A 24,026-nucleotide genomic window follows, 5' to 3' on the forward strand; every position below is an offset into this window, starting at 1 on the left:
GACGCCTTTCCTGTCGGTCATGAGTAGCGGTGTGATCCCGCGGATCGCGGCGGCTCGGGTCGCCGGCGCGCCGGATGCTCAGCGTGCCCTGAGTCCGTCGACGACGATGGTGAGCATGCGGTCGAGCTGGGGGCGCTGGTCGGTTCCGCCGGCGACGGACAGCACGCCGGCCAGGATGCCGCCGACGTCGACCGGATCGATGTCGCTGCGCAGTTCCCCCGCCTCGGCGCCGGCCGCGAGCACCATTCCCAGAATCTGCTGGACCTCGTCGCAGACCGGTCCCGTGCCGAAGCGTCCGGAGGCGCTCATGGCGACCAGCGCCTCGCAGATGCCGCGCCGTTCGCCCGCCCACTCGGCGAAGCGGCGCATCCAGGCGTGCAGGGCCTGCGCGGGTTGCTCGGTGGCCAGGAGGGCTTGCGCGTCGTCGCGCAGCGGGCGGATCTGGTCCCGGTAGACCTCTTCGACCAGGTCCTCCCGGGTGGGGAAGTGGCGGTAGAGGGTGGCGTTGCCCACGCCCGCGCGTTTGGCGATCGCGTCCAGCGAGATGGTCTGCCCGGAGGCGAAGGCCTCGGCGGCGGTGGCGATCAGGTGTCCGCGGTTGCGCTGGGCGTCGGCCCGCAGGGCGGTCGATCGAGGAGTCATGGCTTTCACAATCGCTGGTTCGGGTCGACGGCAGTGGCGAAACGGGGGCTTCCCCGTTTAGTGTACGGTGAGAAAAACGGGGACCTCCCCGCTTACCGACGGAAGGCAATCCATGCCCGCAGCGCTCATCACCGGGGGCACTACCGGAATCGGGCGGGCGACCGCCGAACTGCTGCACACCCGTGGCTACCGGGTCGCAGTCACCGGCCAGAACCCTGATTCTCTGGCACGGGCGAGACGCGAGCTCCCCGGCGACGTCCTCGTCGTCCGCTCCGACGCCCGCGACCTGGCCGACACCGACGCGCTCGTCACGATGGTGTCCGACCGTTTCGGCTCCCTCGACCTGCTGTTCCTCAACGCCGGGATCTTCTGCCCGGCACCGGTGGGCGGGGTCACGGAGGAGTCCTTCGACGAACAGGCTGACGTCAACTTCAAGGGCCAGTTCTTCACCCTTCAGAAGGCGCTGCCGCTCATGAACGACGGCGGATCGATCGTTCTCACCGTGGGCATCGGAGCCCGTCGGGGAAGTCCCGGCGCCACGGTAGGGGCGGCGACCCGTGGAGCACTGCTGGCCATGGTGCCCTCGCTCGCGCTCGAACTGGCTCCGCGCAGGATCCGCGTCAACGCCGTGAGTCCGGGGGCGACCGAGACACCACTGCTGGACAAGCTGGGAGTTCCCGAGAGCGGCCGGGACGCCATGCGCGCCGGCATCCCGTTCGAGCGGTTCGGGACCGGCCAGGAGATCGCGGAGGTCGTCGCCTTCCTGGCCTCGGCGGCCGCCGGCTACGTCACGGGTCAGGACGTCGTCGTGGCCGGCGGCTACGGCCTCGGCGCGTGATACCCGGGTCCCGGCGCACACCCTCTCGAACGTCCGAAATCACAACCACAGGAGACAACCATGTCACTCACTCTGGATACCTACCGGCAGCTGGGACGTTCCGGTCTGCGGGTCTCGCCGCTCGCGCTCGGCGCGGCCACCTTCGGCAACGAATGGGGCTGGGGGGCGGAGCAGGACGAGGCCCGCAAGTTGTTCGACCTGTACGTCGAGCGGGGCGGGAACTTCATCGACACGGCGGTCACCTACACCAACGGCACGTCGGAGCGCATGCTCGGTGAGTTCGCCCGGGACCGGCGCGACAGCCTGGTGCTGGCCACGAAATACACGACCCTGCGCCGGCCCGGCGATCCCAACTCCGGTGGCGCGAGCCGCAAGAGCCTGTCCGGGGCGGTCGAGACCAGCCTGCGGCAGTTGAACACCGATTACATCGACCTGCTCTACCTGCACGTGTGGGACCCGACCACCCCGGTGGAGGAGATCCTCCGCGGACTGGACGACCTGGTACGGCAGGGCAAGGTCCTGTACGTGGCCATCTCCAACACTCCGGCCTGGCAGATCTCCCGCATGCAGGCGATCGCCGAGCTGCGGGGCTGGTCGCCGCTCGTGGCGCTGCAGCTGGAATACAACCTGGTGGAGCGGACCGGTGAGCGTGACCTCATCCCGATGGCGCAGGAACTGGGGCTGGGCACCGTTCTGTGGTCGCCGCTGGCGGGAGGGGTGCTCACCGGCAAGTACAGCCGCGAGGACCTGACCACCCCGCCCACCGACGGCAGTGGAAGCGTTCGCAAGAACTTCAACGTTGCCCTCGGGGGAGTGACCGAGCGCAGCCTGGCCATCGTGGAGGTGGTCAAAGAGGTAGCGGGGGAGTTGGGCCGCACGCCGGCTCAGGTCGGGCTCGCCTGGACTCTGCAGAACCCGGCGGTGACAGCGCCGGTGATCGGGGCCCGCACCACCGAGCAGCTGCGGGAGAATCTGGGAGCCCTGGAGGTCGACCTCACCCCGTCGCATCTGGCCCGGCTGAACGAGGTCAGCGCCATCGACCTCGGCTTCCCCCACGCGATGCTCGCCAGTGACCACATTCGCGTACAGACCCGCGGCGACCTGAAGATCCAGGCCCGCCGCTGACCGCGGCCGGTCCTGCGGACCTCAGGGAAGAGGAGTGGCGAGGCCGCCGACCAGCAGATCGACGATCTGTACGGCGAGGTCGTGCAGATCGTCGGCGTTCTGGCCGTCGATGCGGCGGTACCACATGTCGACGGCGTTGAGGTTGCTGAGCAGGACCCGGGCGGCCAGGCCCGCGTCGACCGGGCGCAGCGAGCCGTCCTCGATGCCCGCGACGACCGCGCTGTGGAACATCTGCTCGTAGTCGCGGCGGAGGCGGTTCAGGTCCTTCAGCGCTTCGATCTGGCGTGCCTTCAGTGCCGCGGACACCTCGCCCCGCACCGCCTGGTGGACGACGTGGTGGTAGGCCAGGGCCTCCATCAGATTGAGCAGGTGGGCGATCGACATGGCCACCAGGCGGTCGCGGGCGGTCCCGGCTCCGGTGGAGTGCGGCTCGACGCGCTCGCGGACGCGGCGCATGCCTTCGCCGTAGACCGCCAGGAAGATGTCGAACTTGGATCGGAAGTGGTAATAGATCAGGCCCTTGGTGGCCCGGACGTCGCGGGCGATGTCGTCGATCGTGGTGCCGGCGAAGCCGGTGCGCATGAAGGCCTCGGCTGCCGCGTCGAGGATCTTCGCGCGGGCGTCGGCGGCCACCTCCGGGGTCGCGCTCAAACCGGCACCTCCTGGTCCGCGGCCAGCCTATCGTCTCCGATCACGACTGTGACCGTTGACACAAGACATCGATGGTCATAACGTAATACCGAGTAGTATGCCTGATCAGCGAGCTTACTCGGAGGCTTCGCATGACGGAAGCAACGGCTGCAGAGCACGAGCCGGCCACCCGGAAGGCGATGGTCCGGCTGCTCCCGATCATCGGTCTCGCCTACTTCATGTCCTACGTCGACCGCACGAACGTCGCCCTCGCGAAGACGGCGCTGGAGGCCGACGTCGGGATCAGCGCGGCGGCCTACGGCCTCGGCGCGGGTCTGTTCTTCGCCAGTTACGCGTTGCTCGAGGTGCCGAGCAATCTGGTCCTGTACCGGGTCGGCCCGCGGGTGTGGATCACCCGGATCGCGATCACCTGGGGTGCGGTGTCCGCCGCCATGATGTTCGTGTCCAACGAGGCGTCGTTCTACGTTCTGCGCCTGCTGCTCGGTGCCGCCGAGGCCGGTCTGTTCCCGGCTCTGATGTACATGGTGACGCTCTGGTTCTCCCAGAAGCACCGCGTGACGATGGTGGGCCTCATCTACACCGCGCCCTGCATCGCCATCTTCATCGGCTCGCCCGTGGGCGGGGCCCTCATGGAACTCGACGGCGCCGGGGGCCTGCACGGCTGGCAGTGGATGTTCCTCATCGAGGGGATCGTCACCATCCTGGTCGGCGGCCTGGTCTGGTTCACCTTGCCCGACCGGCCACGCGACGCGAAGTGGCTGACACCGCAGGAGGCGGCGGTCCTGTCCGAGCGGGCCGTCGGCAACGACGCCCCCTCGGCGACCCGGGTGCGCGGCAACCTGCGCCTGGCCTTCGGCCGGCCGGTGATCCTCGTGCTCGCCGCGATCTACTTCGTCAACCAGGCCATCAGTTCCGGCGTGGGCTTCAACTTTCCCGCCGTGCTGCAGGCGCTCGGCCTCGAGAGCTCGTTCCTGATCGGGGTGGTGGCCGGCAGCGGTGGCCTCGCGGGCCTGGCCGGGGTGCTGCTCTTCCCGTGGCTCAACCGCCGGTACGGCCATGAGGTGCTGCTCATCGGCATCTGTGCGGCCGCCACGCTGCTCATCATGACCGGCTTCCTGCTGTCGACCGATGCGGTCTGGCGCGTCGTGCTGATCTTCCTGTCCAGCTTCTTCGCCCTCGGCACGCTGCCGCTGTTCTGGTCGGTCGCCATGTCGCGGATGTCGGGGCTGCTCGCGGCCGCGGGTCTGGCGTTCATCAACATGCTCGGTATCACCGGCGGCTTCGTCGGACCCTTCGTCTACGGCCGGATCGAGGACGCCACCGGCAGTCTGTTCGCCCCGTACTACGTGATCGCGGCGGCGGCCTGTGCCGGTCTCGGGCTGGTGCCGGTGCTGGCCGTGGTGATCCGGCGGGAGAAGGCGGGCAGCGGCACACCCACCGCTGCCGACGGGTCCGTGCCCGAACCGGCCCAGCCGTGATCCGCCGGGCTGCCGCGGGCGGCGTCGTCGTCGCTCTGCTGCTCACCCTGTCACCGGCTCCCGCATCGGCCGGCCCGGGCTCGGTCCGGTGGACACCGTGCGCTGCCGGCTTCGACTGCGCCTCGGTCTCCGTACCCCTCGACCACGACAGGCCCCGCGGCGAGCAGATCACCATCGCGCTGACGCGGATGCGGGCCACCGATCCGCAGCGGCGCCTCGGATCCCTGCTCGTCAACCCCGGCGGACCCGGTCTCTCCGGGGTCGCGTTCGCCCGGACCAACTTCGGCGACCTGCCGGCCGAGCTGCAGGCCCGCTTCGACCTCGTCGGCTTTGATTCCCGCGGTCTGGCCGGCAGCACCGCCCTGCGTTGTTACGAATCGGCCGAGCAGGCCGGTGCGGACCGCGCGCCGTTCCACTACCCGGAGACGCCGGCCGAGGAGAACGTCTGGCGGCAGGCGGACGACAAGATGTCAGCCGCGTGCACCGAGCGCGGTGCCCCGATCGTCGACCACATGTCGAGCGCGGAGGTCGCCCGGGACCTCGAACGGCTCCGGATCGCCCTCGGCGACCGCAAGCTCACCTACCTCGGGTATTCCTACGGCTCGCTGCTCGGGCAGACCTACGCCAATCTGTTCCCGGACAACTTCCGGGCCCTGGTCATCGACGGGGTGATCGATCCGGTCGTGGCCACTCGAGGGCCCGCCGGCGCGGCGCGGACCACGCCGACTGCTTCCCGGATGGCTGCCGCCAGGGGAGCGGGCCGGACGTTGGCGGAGTTCTTCCGGGTCTGTGACGCCGCCGGTTCCGCCTGCGACTTCTCGGGACGCTCGAGCGCCCGCTTCGCACGACTGGCCGACCGGCTCAGGGCCGGTCCGGTGGACATCGTCGATCCGTCAACGGGTGCGACGCGCACTTTCCGGTACAACGATCTGATCGGCACCGCCCTGGGCGCGATCTTCAACGCGGCCGGCTGGCCCGCCCTCGCCCGCTTTCTGGCCGGCCTGGAGAGCCAACTGGAGTCGACGGGACCACGGGTGAGCATCAAGGCGGTGCCGGAGGAGTACCCGAACGAGGGAGAAGGCAAGCCGGGCGTGGCCTGTTCCGACACGGTCAACCCCCGGTCCTTCGCGGTCTGGCAGGACGCCGCGGATCGCGCCGAGCGGGAGTACGGCTACTTCGCCCGGATCTACAACTGGGTGTGGAGTCAGTGCCGCTCCTGGCCGGCGAGCGCCGGCCAGGACAGCTATCACGGTCCGTGGACGGGCACGCACGGCGGCGACGGTGCTGATCGTCGGCAACTACTTCGACCCGGCCACCCCGTACGCGGGTGCCGTGGGCGCGGCCCGGCTGCTCCCCAATTCGCGGCTGCTGTCGTACGCGGGATGGGGTCATGTTGCCTTTCACCTGCAGGGCAACGCCTGCGTGGACACACAGGTGAGCCATTACCTGCTGACCGGGAAGCCACCGGCGCCGGGCACGGTGTGCCGACCGGACCCGCCCTTCCCGCCCTCACCGGCGCGGTGAGCGGAGTGGAGGTGGAGGAGGATCCGGCAGCTCTCGGCTTCGTCGGCGACCGGATGGCGGCCATCGACCGGCATTTCCGGCGCTATGTCGACGACGGGCTGCTCCCCGGATGGCAGATCGTGGTGACCCGCCACGGCCGGGTGGCCCACAGCAGCGTCTACGGGCAGCGGGACCTGGCCGCCGGCACGCCGGTCGAGGCCGACACGCTGTGGCGCATCTTCTCGATGACCAAGCCGATCACGTCGGTCGCGGCGATGACGCTGTGGGAGGAGGGCAGATTCCAGCTGACCGACGAGATCAGCCGGTGGTTGCCGGCCTTCGCCGACATGCGCGTGTACGACCGCGGTTCCGCACTCAAGCCGTACACGGTGCCCGCCGCGGAGCCCATCAGGGTCTGGCATCTGTTGAGCCACACGGCCGGACTCACCTACGGTTTCATGCACACCTCGGTGGTCGACCAGCTTTACCGCAACGCCGGCCTCGACGTGACGGACCCGGCGTTGGATCTTGCCACCACGGTGGATCGGTACGCGCAGATGCCGCTGTTGTTCCAGCCGGGCACCGCCTGGGGCTACTCCGTCGCCACGGACGTGCTGGCACGTCTTGTCGAGGTGGTGGCCGGCCAGGATTTCGACACCGTACTGACGGAGCGCGTTCTCACCCCCCTGAAGATGACCGGTGTGCGGCGCTGGGTGACGGCACCGGATGCGACGCGGCTGGCCACGCTGTACGCCGCCGACCCGACCACCGGGCGCCCGGTGCCGGCCGAGGAACCGGCCTGGCAGGCGCTCCGGCCGCCGGAGCTGCGGGCCGGCGGCCATGGGCTGATCTGCACAGCCGCCGACTACCACCGCTTCACGCAGATGTTGTTGAACGGCGGTGAACTCGACGGCCGGCGGGTTCTCGGCAGCCGCACGGTGCGGCTGATGACCCGCAACCACCTGCCCGGCGGCCAGGACCTGGCCGCGCTGTCGACGGGTGGTTTCGCCGAGACGTCTCTGGAGGGCGTGGGTTTCGGTCTCGGCTTCGCCGTGACCCAGGATCCCGTGCCCGGTCGCTCCTCGAACAATGCCGGCGAGTTCTCCTGGGGCGGGCTGGCCAGTACGACGTTCTGGGTGGACCCGGTGGACCGGGTGACGGCTCTGTTCTTCACCCAGCTCATGCCGTCCAGCACCTACCCGTTGAGGCAGCAGCTGGGTCAACTGGTCTATTCGGCCCTGGCCGCAGGGTAGACGCTACGTTGCGTCTCACCAGCGACCGGGTTATCGTGCCCGCATGCCCGCTGCGAGTGAGACGCCCCGCAGGCCGCATCCCGGCAACCGGCGCGACGAGGCGGCACGGCTGGCTGTGCTGCACGCCGCCGACGACCTCCTGGCCGAGAACGGGTTCGCCGCGCTGACGATCGAGGCGATCGCGCGGCGGGCCGGGGTGGCCAAACAGACGATCTACCGGTGGTGGCCCTCGAAGGTCGAGATCCTGCTCGACACGCTCATCGAGGACAGCGACAAGATGGTTCGCGTCCCGATGGAGCACCCCACCGCCGACCTCGTCCGCGACTATCTGCGCGACTTCGCGCGGTTCCTCACCGGAGACCCGGCCGGCCGGGTCTACCTCGCGCTCCTGGCCGAGGCCCAGCATCGTCCCGGCGTCGCCGAGAAGCTGCAGGAGCGTTATCTCGAGCCCCGCCGCGCCCAGGAACGCGACATGCTCGCCCGCGGTGTCCAGGCCGGCGAGTTCTCCCCGCGCCTCGATGCGGACGCCGCGATGGACGCCCTGACGGGACCGATCGTCTACTGTGCACTGATTGCGTCCGTCATCACCGATGACCTGATCGACGCGCTAGTGGACGGGATCCTCCGGCCCGCCTGACCTCCCGGGCGCCGGCCGCACGCAGAAAAGGGCACGCGCGGGCCCGTCGTCATCCGTATGGCATTTCCCGGGACCGACTGTTCCCGGCAGCTGCCGGTCACCTACTCGCGGTGAGAGCGCCGGGGATCAGCACCGACATGGCGCGAATCTTACGGAAGAAGTCATTCGAGCCACTGTCTGGAGCGGGCTCGTCGATCGAGACTTGTGATCATGAGTGACAACAACATGATGAACGCGGTCCGTCAGCACGCTTTCGGCGGCCCGGAGACGCTCGTCGTCGAGCGCGTCGAGCGTCCGGCCCCGCTTCCCACCGAGGTGCTCGTCCGGGTGCACGCCGCGGGCATCAACCCCGTCGACTGGAAGACCCGCGGTGGCACCGGTATGGCCGGCGTCCTGGGCGAGCCCCCGTTCATCCTGGGCTGGGACGTGGCCGGCGTCGTGGAGGAGATCGGCTTCGGCGTCACCACGCTCGCTCCCGGCGACAAGGTCTACGGCATGCCCTGGTTCCCGCGTGCGGCCGGTGCTTACGCCGAGTACGTCACCGCGCCGGCGCGCCAGTTCGCCTGCATGCCGGCCGCGGCTTCGTTCGAGGAGGCTGCGGCGGTGCCCCTGGCCGGACTGACCGCGTGGCAGGCGCTGGTCGACACCATCGGCGTACAGCCCGGCCAGCGGGTGCTGATCACCGCGGCGGCCGGTGGTGTGGGCCATCTCGCGGTCCAGTTCGCCAAGCACCTGGGGGCGTACGTGATCGCGGTGGCCGGCCCGCGCAACCAGCAGTGGGTCGCCGAGCTGGGCGCCGACGAGGTCATCGACTACACCGCCTGCCGCTTCGAGAAGGAGGTCAGCGACGTCGACGTGGTGCTCGAGCTGGTCGGCGACGCGTTCGACGCCACCAGCACCAGGTCGATCGAGACGCTGCGCCCGGGTGGGCTGCTGGTCGCCGTACCGGCCGGGGTCTCGCCGGAACTGGCCGCGGCGGGGAAGGCCGCCGGGGTCCGGGTCTCGCCCTTCCTGGTCGAGCCCGACGCGCCGGCGCTGGCCCGCATCGCCGCGCTGATCGATGACGGCAGCGTCACCGTCGAGGTCGCCAAGGTTCTGCCGCTCGCGGAGGTCGCGGACGCCCACCGTGAAATCGAGCTGGGCCGCACCCGAGGCAAGATCGTCCTGCGTGTCGCGGGGGATCCGGCATGACCCGCGTTCTGGTCACCGCCGCCCTCGGTACGACCGGCAGCCTGGTCGCGGAGTCGCTCCGGACCCGGGGTCACGAGGTGACCGCGGCGTCGCGGCGGGCGACCGGGTTCGACTGGTACCAGCCGGAGTCCTTCGCTGCGGCCCTCGCCGGCGCCCGCGCCGTCTATCTGGTGCCGCCCGCGGGTGATCCGGAACCGGCCGAGGTCATGACCCCGTTTCTCGCCGCGGCCCGTAGTGCGGGGGTGCGGCGAGCGGTACTGCTCAGTGCGTCGCCGGCCGCTCCCGGAGCGCCCGGGGTGGGCCGGGTGCACCGCCTGATCCCGGACTACTTCCCGGAGTGGGCGGTGCTGCGGCCCACCTGGTTCATGCAGAACGTCCTGACCGCCACCCATCCGCATGCGGTGAGCATCCGCGAGGACGGTGTCCTGACCACCTCGACGGACGGCGCTTCCGTGGCGTTGATCGATGCGGGTGACATCGCCGAGGTGGCCGCGATCCTGCTGGTGGGCGACGTGTCGCCGAACACGGACCTGGTGCTGACGGGTCCGGAGGCCCTGACGTACGACGAGGTGGCCGGGGTCATCGCCGACGTGACGGGCTTGCCGCTACGGCACCGGAACATGTCGAGGCCGGATCTGCAGGCGTACCTGGGAAGGTTCGTGCCGGCGGCGGTGGCCGAGCGGCTGGCGGCGCTGGACCGGATCATCGCCACCGGCAGCCAGGAGCGGGTCACCGGCGCGGTCCGGGACGTCACCGGGCACAAGCCCCGCACGTTCCGCAGCTGGGTCGTCGGCCGGCGCGGTGAATTCGCCGTGCCGGCGGGTTCAGCCTTCACCGAGCGGTGAATCGAGGGCGCGGTTCAGCAGGGTGACGAGCTGCCGTAGGTCGCCCTCGTCCAATCTCGCCAGCGGATTGCCGGCCAGGGCGGCCTGAACCACCTCGGCGCGCACCTGGCGGCCCTTGGCCGTCAGGTGGAGCCCGCGGAACCGGCGGTCGGCCGGATCCGTCACCCGCTCCACCAGCCCGCGGTCGATCAGCTGGTTGGCCATGAAGGTCAGGTTCGAGGCGTTGCAGTGCAGGCGCTCGGCCACCACCTTCATCGAGGGTGGCGGTTCGTCGGGGTCGATCACCCACAGCGCCTGGAAGGTCGCCGATGTCAGGCGGTGCCTGGCCAGGGCCGGCCCGGTCAGGTCGACGGTCCGCATCCAGATGTCGTAGGTCGCGGTGACGGCCGCGGTCAGCTCGGATGCGGTCATGTCGTCATCCTATCGATGCTTCAAGTCTTGAAGTACCGTGTTAGCCTCGTGCTTCAAGACTTGAACTATCGGAGGCGCACGTGGAAGACGGCTTTCAAGGGATCACCGCACTGGTCACCGGTGCGTCCAAAGGGCTCGGGCGGGCGTACGCGCTGGAGCTCGCCCGCCGGGGAGCGCGGCTGATCCTGTTGTCCCGCACCGAAAGCGACCTGCGTGAACTCGCCCGGGAGATCCAGCAGACCCACGGCGGGGCGGAACCCGAGGTGATCACCGCCGATCTCGCCGGTGCGGACGGGCCCGGGCGGGTCCTGCGCGAACTGGCCCAGCGTGATCTGCGCGTCGACCTGCTGCTCAACAACGCCGGGGCCGGCAGTGCGGGCCCGTTCCTGAGTCGTCCGCTCGAGCCCCAGCTGCGTACGGTCGGGCTCAACATCAGCGGTCTGCTCGCCCTGACCCACGCGATCGGCGGTGACATGGCCGCGCGCGGCTCCGGCGGGATCATCAACGTGTCCTCCACCGCGGCCTTCCAACCGTTGCCCTATCAGGCCAGCTATGCCGCCACCAAGGCGTTTGTGCTCTCGTTCAGCGAGGCCCTGGCGGAGGAGCTGCGCGGCACCGGCGTCCATGTCATGGCCGCGCATCCCGGTGCGGTGGCGACCGGCTTCTTCGACGGCACCACGGCCACGATCGACCCGTCCGCCGCCGACACCCCGGCCACCGTCGCGTCCCAGACCCTCGACGACTACGCCCGGCGCCGCGCTGCCTCCTACCCCGGCCGCGGTGTCAACCGGCTCATGACCTGGGCTGCGCGTCTGCTGCCGCGCAGGACGGTCGCACGGGTGGCCGCCTCCTTCAACCGGCGGTTGCGGCTGCACGAGGTCGTCGACCTGCCTTAGAGGTCGGTTCACATCATCGGCCGCGCCTCCGATACTGCCTTGATAACGCCGTGCGAGGCGGATACACATGGCCGCATGTCCACCCTGCTCGTCATCGCCGGGCCACCCGGGGCCGGGAAGTCGACCGTGAGCTCCATCGTTTCTTCGCGTCTCTCACCGAGCGTCCTGCTGCCGTCGGTGGAACGCTGCGTGCAGGACGTCACCACCCGGGAGGGCAATCGTGACGACGAGCCAGGCACGCGACACATGCACCAACAGTTCGTCCAGGCCCCCATCGATGCCCGGCACCTGATCATCGAGCCCACGGGGACTCCGGAGGAAGTGGCTACGAGCATCCTGTCCCGATACCGCCAGGGCGCCTTCTCCTACGCCTGAACTCCGGCCTCGCCATGCTCAGGACGTCCGGCGTGCTCCGTGGGTCAGGACAAGTCCTTCGACGCCGCGGAGGAAGGTGTCGCAGATCAGCTCGGGGTCGAACAGGCAACCGGCGGCCATCGCGCCGTCGCGGAGCATGACGAAGTGCTGCGCGGCGGCCTCGGACTTGGTCCGGTCGATGTCCGCCATCAGCGTGTGGATCGTGTCGAGGAACCACTGCCGGTGTGCCAGGACGGCTCGGTGCACCGGGTGCGCGGGATCGTGGTGCTCGGCCGCTGCATTGAGGAAGGCGCAGCCGCGGAAGCCGTCGGAGCGGATCCCGTGGGCGATCCAGGCGGCCACGGCCTGCACGGTGTCGGCGGCCGGCCGGCCCTCGGCAATGATCGACGCCACCTGGTCGCGGATGGCCTGATCGGCTCCCTGCAGGTAGGCGACGACCAGATCCTCCTTGCCGGGGAAGTGGCGGTAGAACGTGGCCCGGGTGACCTGGGCCTGAGCGATGATCCGATCGACGCCGACCGAGTGGATCCCCTCCGAGTAGAAGATGCGGCTCGCTGTGGTCAGGAGCCGGGTGCGTGCCTCGGACGGACGGGTCGTGGTGGTGGTCGGCATGCCTCTCATGATAGCGAAAGAACGTTCGGTCTTGCATTAACGGTAATGATTGTCACAACCGAAGTGAAGCGCCCGGCCCGGGGGAGGGCCGGGCGCTTCCGGAGGGGGCGGGTTCCGGGCGCCGGCCGGCGACCTTGCCGGCGCTTCACACCCGACAACGTGCGGCCGGCCGGTTCTGTTCAGCGGGATCGCGTATTTCCCGGATTCTCTGCCGGAGGCGGTGTCGAGGTCGTTCCGTTCAGACCCGGGCAGTTCCTTGTGGCGGACGAATTCTCACGATTATAGTGAGCGCTACATACAGACGCCGGAGATGACGCATGACGACTTCCGTTGACCTGGGCGACACCGAAGTGGCCTACACCGAATCCGGTACCGGACCCGCGGTGATCTGGTTGCACGGCTCCGGGCCGGGCGCGACCGGCATGAGCAACTTCGGTGGCAACCTGCCGGCCTTCGCCGACCACCGCAACATCGCGCTGGATCTGCCGGGCTGGGGACGCAGCCCACGCACGACCGATGAGCCGCTGCTGTTCCACGCCGCGAAGACCGTCAGCCGGGTGATGACAGCCCTGGGCATCGAGCGGGCCCACCTGGTCGGCAATTCCTACGGCGGCGGGGTCGCGATGCGGCTGGCGATCACCGAGCCGGATCGGGTCGGTCGGCTCGTGCTGATGGCTCCCGGCGGCGTGTTGCCGCCGGACGCGCCGCCGTGGCCGGTCGGTCTGGAGCACCTGTTCGGATACATGGCGGCAGAGAAGCCGTCCCGGGAGGCGATGGCCGAGTTCGTCCGCCTGATGGTCTACGACCAGGCGCTGGCCACCGACGCCCTGATCGACGAGCGCTACCGGTCCAGTCTGGCGGTCCACCCGGAACTGCCGATCCCACCGAACTTCGGCGACCTGACCCCGGATCTGCCCCGCATCCGTGCCCGCACGTTGCTGATCTGGGGCCGTGAGGACCAGACCGTGCCGCTGACCTGGGCCGCCCGCATCCTCAACGACATCCCCGACGCCGAGCTGCGGGTCCTGCCGCACTGCCGCCACTGGGTGCAGTACGAGCGGGCTGCCGAGTTCAACCACATCGTCCGCGAATTTCTGTCCGGCGGAGACCCCTCCGCCACGTCGAACGTGAGGTAAACGTGGGAATCAGCAAGCTGGGGTACGTCGGACTCAACGTCACGGACGTCGCTGCCTGGGTTGACCTGTTCGACGGCACCCTCGGGGTCGGGAACACCCGGGAGAAGGCCGGATCCGAGGAGGTCGTTCTGCTCCAGCTGGACGAGTTCAAGTACCGGCTGGCCCTGTACCAGTCGGCTGAGGACAGCCCGCGTCACATCGGATGGATCGTCGACGCCCCTGCCGAGCTCGACCGGCTGACCGGCCGGCTGACCGCCGCCGGTTTCGACGTGCGGGAAGCGACGGCCGACGAAGCAGCGACCCGGGGTGCCGTCGGGCTGCGCTGGTTCACCGACCCGGTCGGCTTCCGGGTCGAGCTCGCGCTCGGTGAGAAGCGCACGCCGCACCCTCGCCGGCCCGCGGACGCGACACCGGGGGTCACCGGGCTCGGCCACCTGGTGCTGCCCAGCCCGAAGCTGTCCGAGCTGCGCGATCTGTACGAGTCGGTGCTCGAGTTCCGGCTGACCGACTACCGGGCACCCGGCCTGTTCTTCTTCCGCTGCAACAACACCCACCACAGCATCGCGCTGGGTACGGCCGAGACCGCGTCGCTCCACCACCTCGAGATCGAGCACGGGTCGATCGACGACATCGGTCGCGCGTTCGACCGCGCCCAGGCCAACGACGTGCCGGTCTCGATCAGCCTCGGCCGGCACATGAACGACAAGGCGATCTCGTTCTACGTCAAGAATCCCAGCGGATTCCATCTCGAGATCGGGTACGGCGCCATCGAGGTCGGCGACGACTACGTCCCGCACGACTTCGGCACTCCCAGTGTGTGGGGTCACCGGCACGCCGGGACCAACCCGTTCGCGAGCCCGGCGCAGTCGTGACCGGCGACCTGACCGGACGCCGCGCCGTCGTGACCGGTGCCGCCGGTGGCATCGGCGCGGCGGTCGCGGCGCGGCTCGCGTCCCTCGGGGCGCGGGTCGTGGTGTGTGACATCGACGCGGCCGGTGCCGCCGAGGTGGCGGACCGCATCGGTGGCGAGGTGCTGTCCTGCGACCTGAGCCGCACGGCCGAGCTGGCGGATCTCACGCTGGAGGCCGACATCCTCGTCAACAACGCCGGTGTGCAGCACGTTGCCCCGGTCGAGGAGTTCAGCCCCGAGCGCTTCTCCTTCATGCTCCGGCTGATGCTCGAGGCACCTTTCCTGCTCAGCCGCGCGGTCCTGCCGTCGATGTACAGGAAGGGCTGGGGCCGCATCGTGCACATCTCCAGCGTCCACGGCATCCGGGCCAGCGCCTACAAGTCCGCGTACGTCAGCGCGAAGCACGGTCTCGAGGGCCTGTCGAAGGTCATCGCGGTCGAGGGCGCAGGCAAGGGCGTGACCAGCAACTGCGTCTCTCCGGGGTACGTGCGTACCCCGCTGGTGGAGAAACAGATCGAGGACCAGGCGCGGGTGCACGGCCTGTCCGCCGACCGGGTGATCTCGGACGTGATGCTGACCAGGTCGGCGATCAAGCGACTCATCGAACCCGACGAGGTCGCCGGAGCCGTGGCTTACCTGTGCTCGCCGGAGGCGTCGTACGTCAACGGCACGCGCCTGGTGCTGGACGGAGCCTGGAGCGCCACCTGAGGCCGGGCCGGACCCTCAGCGGGTCTGCGCCTGCCGTTGAGCGGCCGTGCTGCGGATGAGGGCGACGAACGGCGCCACGTGGGCGCTGTGGGTCACGCCCTCGTAGCTCGTGCCCACCGACAGGCCGTCGGTCATGGCCCGGCCCATGACAGCCAGGTGATGGATGAAGTCCTTGTCCTGGTCGCCGCCGGCCGGTGCGAAGATCGGCGTCAGGGCGCTCACCCAGGAAGCGAGCCCGTAGTCGCGGATGCGCCGGACGGTCTCCCGCACCGGGCCGGTCTCCGAGTGCGAGCCGACCGAGACGGCCAGCAGCAGTCGCAGATAGTCGGGGCGCTGGTCGAGGGCCGCGCAGGCCGCCGTGAACCAGAGCTCGAAGCGCTCGATCGGCTCGTGCCCGTCGAACGACGACGGGCTCGGGAACGACGCGTGCAGCTCCTCGAAGGTCCGTTCCAGCAACGCGCCCAGAACGCCCAGCTTGCTCCCGAAGTGGTAGTAGATCGAACTGGCGGGAAGCCCGGACATCGAGGAAAGTTCGGAGATCAGCATGCCGTCGTAACCTCGGCTCGCGATCAGCGTGCGAGCAGCCGCGAGAATCACGTCGCGGCTGCTCAACGCACCATCACCCTTGGTCATCCGATCATCGTAGGTCTGCAGCCGACCCGGCCTGCGGCGCCGGTGGGCCTACGGAATGGTACTAGCCCCACAGCGCCGCGAACCGCTCGGCCACGTCCGGGTACGCCGAGAAACCGCGCGACGGGTCGAAGGTGATGTCCTCCGGTCGCAGGAACTGCTGCACCAGAGCCTCGCCGTCGAGCACGTTCTGCTGCGGCTGCTGCTTGGTGATCAGACGGGCGGCCGTGTCGATGGCGGTCCACGCCAGCGTGTTCAGATCCGCACCGAGTTCCACGGTCGCCTGCTTGTCCTTGAGGTACTGAAGGTTGGTCGGCAGCGGGTTCGCGCCGACGATCTGGATCTTCTCCAGGCCGGCGACCTTGAGCCGGGCGGGCAGCCCGGTGGCAACCGCGGACGACTGGAAGGCGATCGCGTCGGTGCCGGTGTTCGCCCGCAAGTCGCTCACGATGCGCTCGGGCGCCTTGTTGCCGACCTCGGCGATGGGGATCTGCACGACCCGGGCGCTGCAGTCCGGGCACAGCTCCTTCAGTCCCTCCTCGAAGCCGCGCCGGACCGCGGTTCCGTAGGCCAGTTCGTTGTGCACGTAGAGGACCGCGTCGACCGCCTTGTCGTTGGTGGCGACCAGGAAAGCGGCCTGCAGGCGACCCTGTCTCTCGAAGGCGGCCTCGCCGTTGGGCTGCACGAGCCCGGAGTCCGCGCCGGCGACCGTCCCCAGCGAGATCACCGGGATGCCCGCAGCCACCAGTTCCTTGCGCTGGTTGTTCCAGAGCGCGGGGTCGATGGCGGTGTTGATGACCGCGGCGGGACGCTGCTGAACGACGGTGCTGAACGCGCTCTGCACACCGCTCGCCGAGGTGCCGGCGCGCACCGCGTACAGATCGACGCCCAGCTTGGCCGCCGCGGGCTGCATCAGCTTGTAGATCAGCGACACCAGGGCGTTGCCGTTGTCGACATAGGCGATCCGCGTCCCGGCGGGCACCCGGTTCTTCAGCGGTTCGGTGATGGGGAAGGCGCCGGGCTTACCGGTCAGGGGAGTGATGAGGGCCTGGGCCTTCTGCTTCGCCTCCGCCGGGATCGCCGCGGAGGCCTGATCCTCCTGACCTCCGCACCCGGTCAGGAGGGCGAGCGTCGTTATCAGTGCCGTGCCGGCCAGCGCAAAAGTGGGTGTTCTCATGGGGGGTCGTCCTTCGTGTCGGAGGAGGGGGAACGAGAGGGTCAGGCAGCGGGGCGGCGGGAGGACTTCCGCAGCCGGGTGATCGCCACCGCCAGCAGCAGGGCGACACCGTTGAAGAGCTCGGGGATCCACACCGGCGCACCGGCCAGCTGAAGCCCCTTGACGCCGGTCGCGAGGACGTACACCGCGACCACCGTCCCGAGCACGTTGAAGCGTCCGTTGCGGAACTGGGTGGAGCCGAGGAACACCGCGGCGAACGCGGGCAGCATGTAGCCGGGCCCGACGGTCGGGTCGCCGGTCGCCAGTGACGAGCTGAGCAGGATGCCCGCCACCGCGGCGAGCACCGCGCAGGCCACCATGCTCGCCACCACGACGACGTCGGTGCGTACGCCGGACAGCCGCGCCGCGCCGGCGTTGCCCCCGGTCGCGTAGACCACCCGTCCGAGGTGGGTGTTGTCGAGCACGTACCAGACGACGACGCCGAGCACGAGCATCAGGTAGACCGACGTCGAGATGCCGAAGATCTCGTAGGTGGCGATCTGCTGGAAGTCGCTGCCCAGGTCGAGGATCTGGGCGTCGTCGGAGATCCAGGCGATCGCCGCCAGCACCACCGAACTCATGCCCAGCGTGGTGATGAAGGAGCTGATCCCGGCCTTGACGATGAGCAGGCCGTTGATCAGGCCGACGACGACGCCGACGGCGAGGGTGGCCGCGATCGCGGTCCAGAGCCCGAAGTCCTGGTGGGCCAGCAGCCAGGCGACCACGATCGCGGCGAGGCCCAGCTGAGAGCCGATCGAGAGGTCGAACGCCCCGGCGGCGAGCGGGGCGACCAGGCCGATGGCCAGGATTGCGGTCAGCGCCTGGTCGGTCAGGATGATCCGGACGGTGTCCACGGTGGGGAAGGTGTCCGGCGCGAGGATCGAGAACAGGACGACCATCACGACGAAGATGTAGATCGCGCTGATGTTGCGGAAGGCCAGAGCATCGCGCAGGCCGTGCCAGGCGCTGCGGGGTGCCGGGGGGCTGATGGTGGTCATGCGGTCGCGCTCTCCTGTGTCCGTTGCGGTCATGCGGGCACACTCGCCTGCAGGATCCGGGTCTCTGTCAGCTCCGCGCCGGCCAGCACGGCGGTGACCACCCCGTCGGCCAGCACGAGGACGCGGTCGCACAGCTCGGCGAGCTCCTTGGCCTCGGAGGACGCGACGAGCACGCCGGTCCCCGCGCCGGCCGTCTCGGCGATCAACCGGTGGATCACCGCCTTGGCGCCGACGTCGACGCCTTGGGTGGGTTCTTCCAGGAGCAGCAGCCGCGGTCGTGTGCGCAGCCATTTCGCCAGCACCACCTTCTGCTGGTTGCCGCCGCTGAACTGCGACAGGTCCATCGAGGGCTGGGCCGGCACCACGCCGCAGGTGGCGAACCACTTCGCCGCCTCGTCGGCCTCGTGCTTCTTCCGCAGGCGGCGCCAGCGGCTCTCAGTGCCCGGGATCCGCACCGCCATCAGGTTCTCGGTGGCGGTCATCGTCATCACGGCGCCGTCCTGGTGCCGGTCGCCCGGTACGAAGGCCGCGCCGTGACGAATCGACTCCTGCAGGTCGCCGGGGGCCAGCGGATGATCGGCCAGTTCGACCGTCCCGGAGCTGCGCCGCCGGCCGCCGAAGATCAGCGAGCAGACCTCGTCACGGCCCGATCCCAGGATCCCGGCCACCCCGACGATCTCCCCGGCGTCGACGGTGACGTCCAGGTCCACGATCGAGCGGCCGGCCAGACCTCGTACCCGGAGGACGGGATCTCCGGTGCCGGTGTCCCGGCGATCCAGCGCGGCGACCGATCCGCCGGCGACCAGTTCCACCAGCCCGGCGTAGTCCACCTCGGCGCCGCGCACGTTGCCGACCACGCGGCCGTTGCGCAGGGCCAGGACGGTGTCGGCAACGCCCAGTACCTCGTCCAGCCGGTGCGAGATGAACAGCACACCGGCTCCGCGCTCGGCGACCCGGCGGACCACCGCCATCAACCGGTCGACCTCCGCGCCGTGCAGTGCCGCGGTCGGCTCGTCCAGCACCAGCAGCATGTTCCTGTCCTGGTCCCAGCCGCGCAGGGCCCGGGCGATCGCGACGATCGTCCGTTCCGCCGGCGACAGCTGCTGCACCAGGGCGTCGACGTCGAGGTCCACACCGAACTGGGCGGTGAGCTCCCGGGCCAGCCGCCGCTCGGCCGCCTTGCGCAGCGGCAACCACGGTGGCCCGTCGCGGCCGCTGCCGAGCCCCAGGTTCTCCCGGGTCGACAACGTCTCGACCAGCCCGAGGTCCTGATGGATGAAGCGCAGTTCGGTCGGCGGGCCCACCTCGCTGCGCGGGTCGATCGTTCCGTGGTCCGCGGTGTGGAAGCCGGCCATGATCTTGACCAGCGTCGACTTGCCCGACCCGTTGTGCCCGACCACCGCGAGCACCTCACCGGAGTGGATCGTGACGCTGACGTCGTCCAGCGCCCGGGTGGCGCCGAAGGACTTGGTCAGCCCCTCGATGCGCAGCAGCGCCCGGCCCGGCCCGGCCGTCATGCGAACGACCGGAACACGTCGTCGGGCAGCGGGTGATCGACCGGAACGACCCGGGAGTAGACGGCGGTCAGGCAACCCGGGCAGAACAACTGGCGGAACACGATCTCGGTGTCGGTGTAGGCCGACGGGTCCGGCCAGATCTGCGGGCCCGCCTCCGGTAGGGGTGCGTCCCGGCGGGCCAGCAACGTCAGGTAGATCTCGTCCTGCAGCGGGCCGATCACCAGGTCGCAGTGGACGCAGGCGACGGAGGCGCCGGCCGCCGTCGCCACGACGGCGAGGTTGTCGTCGAGCCGGCGGGCGTCGCCGGGGATCGGCTGATCCAGGACCGGCCGCGCACCGGACCGGGCGAGGCCCGCGTCGGTCTGCCGCTGGAGCCGCAGATCCTGGCGGGAGCGCTGGGTGGCGGCCACGTCGACCGCGAGGTCGTCCCGCAGGGCGACACCGTAGACGTCGCGCGCGGCCGCCGGCGAGACCCGGAACTGCAGGACGTCCTCACGGACGCTCTCGGCCTCGCGCAGCAGCGGATCGCCGTAGCCCCCGCCCGCCTGCCAGTGCAGGTACAGAGCGTCGCCGGGGCCGAGGCGGGACTCGCCCTCGCACGGCAGCACCTCGGTCCGGCCGCCCAGGTCGTCGAGTCCGGCGGGAATGGTCCGCGCCCCGGCGAGCTGCGGCCGGTCGATGCCCCGGACGACCAGATCGAGCTGGGAGTTGCCGGGGTAGCCGCCGGCCAGGCCGACGTTCTGGTTCGCCACCTTCCCGGTGCCGGAGACGACCAGCGACATCGGCTCGGACTGGTCCGGGTGCTGGACGTAGCAGACGGAACCGCTCATCCCGCCGCGTTGCCGACCGGGCCCGCCGGAGTCGGTCTGCTCCCGGCGCCAGAGGGCGACCAGCGGGTAGAGGTACTCGGTCATCTCGACATCGGGTGCCCGGGCCGAGGGGATGATCAATCGGCCGCCCGTGTCGACGCCGTCGTAGTGCACCTGGGCGCCGTACCCGCCGGCCATGACGTCGAAGATCGGTGTGATGAAGCCCTTCCGGTTGCCCTCACGGACATCCACACCGGAGACCACACAGAGATCGGTGGTGCCGTTGCAGATCGACTGGACGTCCCGGCGGTGATCGGGCTCGGCGTCCAGCATCTTCGCCAGCACCTCGGCGACGAGGTTGCCGGCACCCCAGGCCGGGCCGAACGGTCCCTTGCCGACTGCGGCCGGGAAGGAGGCGTTGGTGATGGTGTGCTCGTCGGTGACGATCTCGAAGCACCGCATGAGACCACCGGCGGCCCAGGGGATGTCCCCGGCCAGCAGGGGCAGCAGGGTGAACACGATGCCGGCGCGCAGACCCGGATACGGGCAGTTGATGATGCCGGTCTGCTCCGCCGTTCCCCGGAAGTCGAAGACGAGCCGGTCGTCCTGCTTGGTCATTGCCACCTTGATGGCGTGCAACCCGCGGTCGCCGGTCTGCGACTGCTCCTGGTATCCCACCGCCGACCAGGTGCCGTCGGGCAGCCCGCTCAGCTTGTCGCGCAACCGGCTCTCGGCGTCGTTCATCATCCGCCGCATGACCGCCTTGACGGTGTCGGCGCCGTACTTGTGGATCAGCCGCAGGATGCCGTCCGCGGCGTTCTTGTTCGCTGCGATCTTGGCGCGCAGGTCGAGCCCGACCAGGTGCGGCAGCCGGGAGCGCCGGACCCACGCGTCGGCGACATCGCGTTGCAGCACCCCGTCCCGGACGACCTTGATGGGCGGGGTGGGTACCGACTCGGCGAACACGTCCTGGGCCGACGGGCTGAAGGAACCCGGTCGTGACCCGCCCAGGTCCACCTGATGCGCGATGGCGGTCGTCCAGCCGAACAGCTGTCCCTCGTAGAAGATCGGCGCCAGGATCGCGGCGTCGTTCTGGTGCAGCCCGCCGCCGATCCACGGGTCGTTGCACAGGAACATGTCGCCCTCGGCGATCCCCGGGTTGTCGCTGCGGTGCTGCAGGGTCCAGAAGATGGCCAGGTCCATCGATCCGATCAGACCGATGTTGTACGTGCCGACCTGCACCTGCTCGCCGACCTCGTCACAGATCGAGAAGTTGTAGTCGTTGGACTCGGTGACGACGTGCGAGCCCGACATCCGGCGCAGGGTCTCGCCCATCTCCTGGGTGATGGCCCACAGACGGTGGCGGACGACCTCGTAGGTCAGCGCCCCGACGTCACCGGTCCGTTCGTCGTCGATCTGGTGCAGGGACAGCTTCGGTGAGATCCGCCGCAGGAGTTCCGCGCGGGGCATCGGGCGACTGGTGAACATCTCCGACCCGGGAATGGTGGTTCGCATGGCGGGGGTCCTCACTGGTAGCTCATGACAAGATTGCCGAGGCGGTCGACGACTCCGAGGACGCCGGCCGGGATCACCACGACCGTGGTCGGCACCTCGACGACCGCCGGGCCGGTGATCCGGTGCCCGGCGCGCAGCCGGGCGTAGTCGTAGACGGGTGTCGGTACGTAGCCGATCTGGGAGTCCAGGCACACCGGGCGGTGGGTGAGCAGCGCCGCCGCGGGGTCCGGTCCGTCCGCGGCGTCGATCGTGGGCAGGACGACGGAGAAGCCGAGGCTCGCCTTCGCGCGCATGCGGTAGGTGATGGCCTGGACGCCCGCTTCGCGGTAGCCGGCGCCCGAGCCGTTGATCCGCTCGTACTGCTGCTCGAAGCGGTCGAGGATCTCCTGGCCGGTGTGCTCGGTGAAGGCCCCGTCGGGCACCGGGACGGCGAGTTCGTAGACCTGCATCGAATAGCGCAGGTCGATCTCGCGATACATCGTGACCTCGGAGAACTTCACCTTCTGCCGGTCCAGCGCGCGATCGAGCTCCGCCTGCAGCCGGTCGAAGTGCGCCTCGAGAACCTCCCGGCCGACCGGGAACGCCGACGGGTCCGAGAGCTCGACGCTCACCACGACGTCCGAGGCCGCCAGCCCGTACGCGGAGAAAGCCGAGGCGACCGGGCCGAGTGGCACGACCACCTCGCGGACGCCCAGGTCCTGGCAGTATCCGGCGCAGTGCGCGGGGCCGGCACCGCCGAAGGCGTACGCGACGAAGTCCCGGGGGTCGTAGCCGGCCTGGACCACGGCCCGGCGCAGCAGGTCGCTCGCTTGAGCGTTCTGCACCTCGTAGATGGCGATTGCTGCCTCTTCGACCGTAAGGCCGAGCGGCTCGGCGACGTGTTCGCCGATGGCCTGGCGGGCGAGGTCCATCCGCAGCGGCTTGCGTCCGCCGAGCAGTCCGCGCTCGCCGAGGATGCCCAGCACCAGGTTGGCGTCGGTGTTGGTCGGCCGGGTGCCGCCGTTGCCGTAACAGGCCGGTCCGGGGACCGCCTCGGCGCTCTGCGGCCCGAGGCGCAGATTGCCGCCGCTGTCCACCGAGGCGAGCGCGCCACCGCCGGAACCGATGGTGTGCACCCGGATGGTGGCGGCGTTGATCGGGAACTGGTTGACGATCGAGCCGGGAGCCATCACCGGCTCGCCGTCGACGATCAGCCCGGCCAGGAACGTGGTGCCGCCGACGTCGGTCGTGATGACGTTGCGGTGCCCGAGCTGTGCGGCCAGGCGCTGGCCCCCGATCACCCCGCCGGACAGCACCGACCCGACCGTGGTGATGGCGTGTTCAGGCGCGCGGTCGGCGGTGATCGTGCCGCCTTCGCTCTGCATGACCAGCAGTGGTCCCTGCAGACCGCCGTCCTCGAGCTGCTGTTGCAGCGGTGTCAGGTAGCTACGCAGTCGTGGCCCGATCTGCGCGTTCATGATCGTGGTGGAGGCACGGGCGAACTCGCGGATGCGCGGGCTGACGTCGGAGGAGAGCGTGACGTACAGCTCCGGCGCGATCTCGTGGATGAGCTCACGGATCCGCTGCTCGTGCGCCGGATTCTTGAACGACCACAGCAGGCAGACCGCGATCGCCTCGACGCCCTGGTCGACCAGGGTCCGGGCGACCTGCCGGACCTCGTCCTCGTCCAGTGGCACGAGCACGTTGCCGGCGTAGTCGATGCGCTCGGTGACCTCCAGGGCGCGGTTCTTCGGGATCAGCGGCGCCGGCTTGCGCTGCCGGAGGGTGTCCTGGATCTCGTGCGCCGACCGGCCGAGCGTCCGGCCCTCGGCGTTCATGATGTAGATCGAGTCGCGGTGGCCCTTGGTGGCGATCAGCCCGACGTCGGCGACCGTTCCCTGTACGAGAGCGTTGATCGAGGCGGTGGTGCCGTGGGCGATGAAGTCGGTCTCCGACAGCAGCTGCGGCACGTCGATGCCGAGCTCATGGGCCAGCTCCTCGAGCGCCCGCAGCACGCCGATCTCGCGCTGGGGCGGGGTGGTGGGCGTCTTCGCCGACACGATGCGGTCGGCGCCGTCCGAGGCGACAGCGTCGGTGAACGTGCCGCCCACGTCGATTCCTAGTGCGTATGCCATGTGGTTCTCCTGTTGC

At 69.8% G+C, this 24,026-nt stretch carries 22 protein-coding genes and 2 pseudogenes; 14 read left to right on the forward strand and 10 right to left on the reverse strand.

The window, feature by feature from the left end; translation table 11 throughout:
• Positions 1–78 precede the first annotated feature (78 nt).
• Positions 79–642, reverse strand: a complete 564-nt coding sequence (locus AFR_RS13075) for a TetR/AcrR family transcriptional regulator (RefSeq protein WP_023360941.1) — start codon at positions 640–642, stop codon at positions 79–81.
• Positions 643–754: 112 nt separating this feature from the next.
• Between AFR_RS13075 and AFR_RS13080 the strand changes: the two genes are divergently transcribed.
• Together AFR_RS13080 and AFR_RS13085 are read left to right on the forward strand one after the other, a co-directional pair.
• Positions 755–1,480: an SDR family oxidoreductase gene (locus AFR_RS13080; RefSeq protein WP_023360942.1), complete on the forward strand. Its 726-nt coding sequence runs from the start codon at positions 755–757 to the stop codon at positions 1,478–1,480.
• A gap of 60 nt (positions 1,481–1,540) precedes the next feature.
• Positions 1,541–2,605, forward strand: coding sequence for an aldo/keto reductase (locus tag AFR_RS13085; RefSeq protein WP_023360943.1), 1,065 nt, complete (start codon positions 1,541–1,543; stop codon positions 2,603–2,605).
• A gap of 21 nt (positions 2,606–2,626) precedes the next feature.
• On the opposite strand, the gene AFR_RS13090 is transcribed toward AFR_RS13085, so the two are convergent.
• Positions 2,627–3,256 carry a TetR family transcriptional regulator gene (locus AFR_RS13090; protein WP_023360944.1) on the reverse strand — a complete coding sequence of 210 codons (630 nt, stop codon included), beginning with the start codon at positions 3,254–3,256 and terminating at the stop codon, positions 2,627–2,629.
• 131 nt (positions 3,257–3,387) lie between these two features.
• Here AFR_RS13090 and AFR_RS13095 point away from each other — a divergent pair, with 131 nt between their 5' ends.
• The 7 genes and pseudogenes from AFR_RS13095 (at position 3,388) to AFR_RS13115 (ending at position 10,163) form a co-directional block, all read left to right on the forward strand.
• Positions 3,388–4,734, forward strand: coding sequence for an MFS transporter (locus AFR_RS13095; protein ID WP_023360945.1), 1,347 nt, complete (start codon positions 3,388–3,390; stop codon positions 4,732–4,734).
• Positions 4,735–4,922: 188 nt separating this feature from the next.
• Positions 4,923–5,366, forward strand: a pseudogene (locus tag AFR_RS48690) (alpha/beta fold hydrolase); the annotation flags it as partial.
• Between the two features lie 649 nt (positions 5,367–6,015).
• A complete protein-coding gene (locus AFR_RS48695) occupies positions 6,016–6,258 on the forward strand; it encodes an alpha/beta hydrolase (RefSeq protein WP_369076482.1) in 243 nt (80 codons plus the stop codon).
• Positions 6,259–6,380: 122 nt separating this feature from the next.
• Positions 6,381–7,490 (forward strand): annotated as a pseudogene (locus tag AFR_RS48700) (serine hydrolase domain-containing protein); the annotation flags it as partial.
• 43 nt (positions 7,491–7,533) lie between these two features.
• On the forward strand, positions 7,534–8,127 hold the full coding sequence (locus AFR_RS13105) for a TetR/AcrR family transcriptional regulator (RefSeq protein ID WP_041840829.1): 594 nt from the start codon (positions 7,534–7,536) through the stop codon (positions 8,125–8,127).
• A gap of 210 nt (positions 8,128–8,337) precedes the next feature.
• Positions 8,338–9,318: an NADP-dependent oxidoreductase gene (locus AFR_RS13110; protein ID WP_041842124.1), complete on the forward strand. Its 981-nt coding sequence runs from the start codon at positions 8,338–8,340 to the stop codon at positions 9,316–9,318.
• Complete coding sequence (locus tag AFR_RS13115) at positions 9,315–10,163, forward strand: Rossmann-fold NAD(P)-binding domain-containing protein (RefSeq protein WP_023360949.1); 849 nt, start codon at positions 9,315–9,317, stop codon at positions 10,161–10,163. The genes AFR_RS13110 and AFR_RS13115 overlap by 4 nt, the downstream gene beginning before the upstream one ends.
• Here AFR_RS13115 and AFR_RS13120 read toward each other — a convergent pair.
• On the reverse strand, positions 10,143–10,574 hold the full coding sequence (locus tag AFR_RS13120; RefSeq protein WP_023360950.1) for a MarR family winged helix-turn-helix transcriptional regulator: 432 nt from the start codon (positions 10,572–10,574) through the stop codon (positions 10,143–10,145). The two genes, AFR_RS13115 and AFR_RS13120, sit on opposite strands and share 21 nt — an antisense overlap.
• Positions 10,575–10,654: 80 nt before the next feature.
• Here AFR_RS13120 and AFR_RS13125 point away from each other — a divergent pair, with 80 nt between their 5' ends.
• The gene (locus AFR_RS13125; RefSeq protein ID WP_023360951.1) at positions 10,655–11,470 is read left to right on the forward strand and encodes an SDR family NAD(P)-dependent oxidoreductase; all 816 of its coding nucleotides are present in this window, start codon (positions 10,655–10,657) and stop codon (positions 11,468–11,470) included.
• Positions 11,471–11,545: 75 nt separating this feature from the next.
• Complete coding sequence (locus AFR_RS13130) at positions 11,546–11,845, forward strand: DEAD/DEAH box helicase family protein (RefSeq protein ID WP_023360952.1); 300 nt, start codon at positions 11,546–11,548, stop codon at positions 11,843–11,845.
• Between the two features lie 18 nt (positions 11,846–11,863).
• On the opposite strand, the gene AFR_RS13135 is transcribed toward AFR_RS13130, so the two are convergent.
• Positions 11,864–12,457, reverse strand: coding sequence for a TetR/AcrR family transcriptional regulator (locus AFR_RS13135; RefSeq protein ID WP_023360953.1), 594 nt, complete (start codon positions 12,455–12,457; stop codon positions 11,864–11,866).
• Positions 12,458–12,774: 317 nt separating this feature from the next.
• On the opposite strand from AFR_RS13135, the gene AFR_RS13140 reads away from it, so the two are divergent.
• The 3 genes from AFR_RS13140 to AFR_RS13150 are packed head-to-tail and all read left to right on the forward strand — an operon-like array spanning position 12,775 to position 15,211.
• Positions 12,775–13,593, forward strand: a complete 819-nt coding sequence (locus AFR_RS13140; RefSeq protein ID WP_023360954.1) for an alpha/beta fold hydrolase — start codon at positions 12,775–12,777, stop codon at positions 13,591–13,593.
• A 2-nt stretch (positions 13,594–13,595) separates the two neighbouring features.
• Entirely contained in the window at positions 13,596–14,465 is an 870-nt protein-coding gene (locus tag AFR_RS13145) for a VOC family protein (protein WP_023360955.1), read from the forward strand.
• Positions 14,462–15,211, forward strand: a complete 750-nt coding sequence (locus AFR_RS13150) for a 3-hydroxybutyrate dehydrogenase (RefSeq protein WP_023360956.1) — start codon at positions 14,462–14,464, stop codon at positions 15,209–15,211. The genes AFR_RS13145 and AFR_RS13150 overlap by 4 nt, the downstream gene beginning before the upstream one ends.
• Before the next feature lie 15 nt (positions 15,212–15,226).
• Here AFR_RS13150 and AFR_RS13155 read toward each other — a convergent pair whose 3' ends face one another.
• The 6 genes from AFR_RS13155 to AFR_RS13180 all read right to left on the reverse strand — a co-directional run bounded on the left by AFR_RS13155 (position 15,227) and on the right by AFR_RS13180 (position 24,010).
• A complete protein-coding gene (locus tag AFR_RS13155; RefSeq protein WP_023360957.1) occupies positions 15,227–15,844 on the reverse strand; it encodes a TetR/AcrR family transcriptional regulator in 618 nt (205 codons plus the stop codon).
• A gap of 61 nt (positions 15,845–15,905) precedes the next feature.
• A complete protein-coding gene (locus AFR_RS13160) occupies positions 15,906–17,018 on the reverse strand; it encodes a sugar ABC transporter substrate-binding protein (protein ID WP_023360958.1) in 1,113 nt (370 codons plus the stop codon).
• A 41-nt stretch (positions 17,019–17,059) separates the two neighbouring features.
• Positions 17,060–18,055 (reverse strand): ABC transporter permease, encoded by a 996-nt coding sequence (locus tag AFR_RS13165; protein WP_023360959.1) that lies wholly within the window; start codon positions 18,053–18,055, stop codon positions 17,060–17,062.
• 29 nt (positions 18,056–18,084) lie between these two features.
• Positions 18,085–19,572, reverse strand: a complete 1,488-nt coding sequence (locus AFR_RS13170) for a sugar ABC transporter ATP-binding protein (protein WP_023360960.1) — start codon at positions 19,570–19,572, stop codon at positions 18,085–18,087.
• Positions 19,569–21,896, reverse strand: a complete 2,328-nt coding sequence (locus tag AFR_RS13175; protein ID WP_023360961.1) for a hydantoinase B/oxoprolinase family protein — start codon at positions 21,894–21,896, stop codon at positions 19,569–19,571. Before AFR_RS13175 ends, AFR_RS13170 begins: the two co-directional genes overlap by 4 nt.
• A gap of 11 nt (positions 21,897–21,907) precedes the next feature.
• Complete coding sequence (locus tag AFR_RS13180) at positions 21,908–24,010, reverse strand: hydantoinase/oxoprolinase family protein (RefSeq protein WP_041840830.1); 2,103 nt, start codon at positions 24,008–24,010, stop codon at positions 21,908–21,910.
• Positions 24,011–24,026: the final 16 nt, after the last annotated feature.

It is taken from the genome of Amorphoplanes friuliensis DSM 7358 (genome assembly GCF_000494755.1).
GTDB classification, from domain to species: domain Bacteria; phylum Actinomycetota; class Actinomycetes; order Mycobacteriales; family Micromonosporaceae; genus Actinoplanes; species Actinoplanes friuliensis.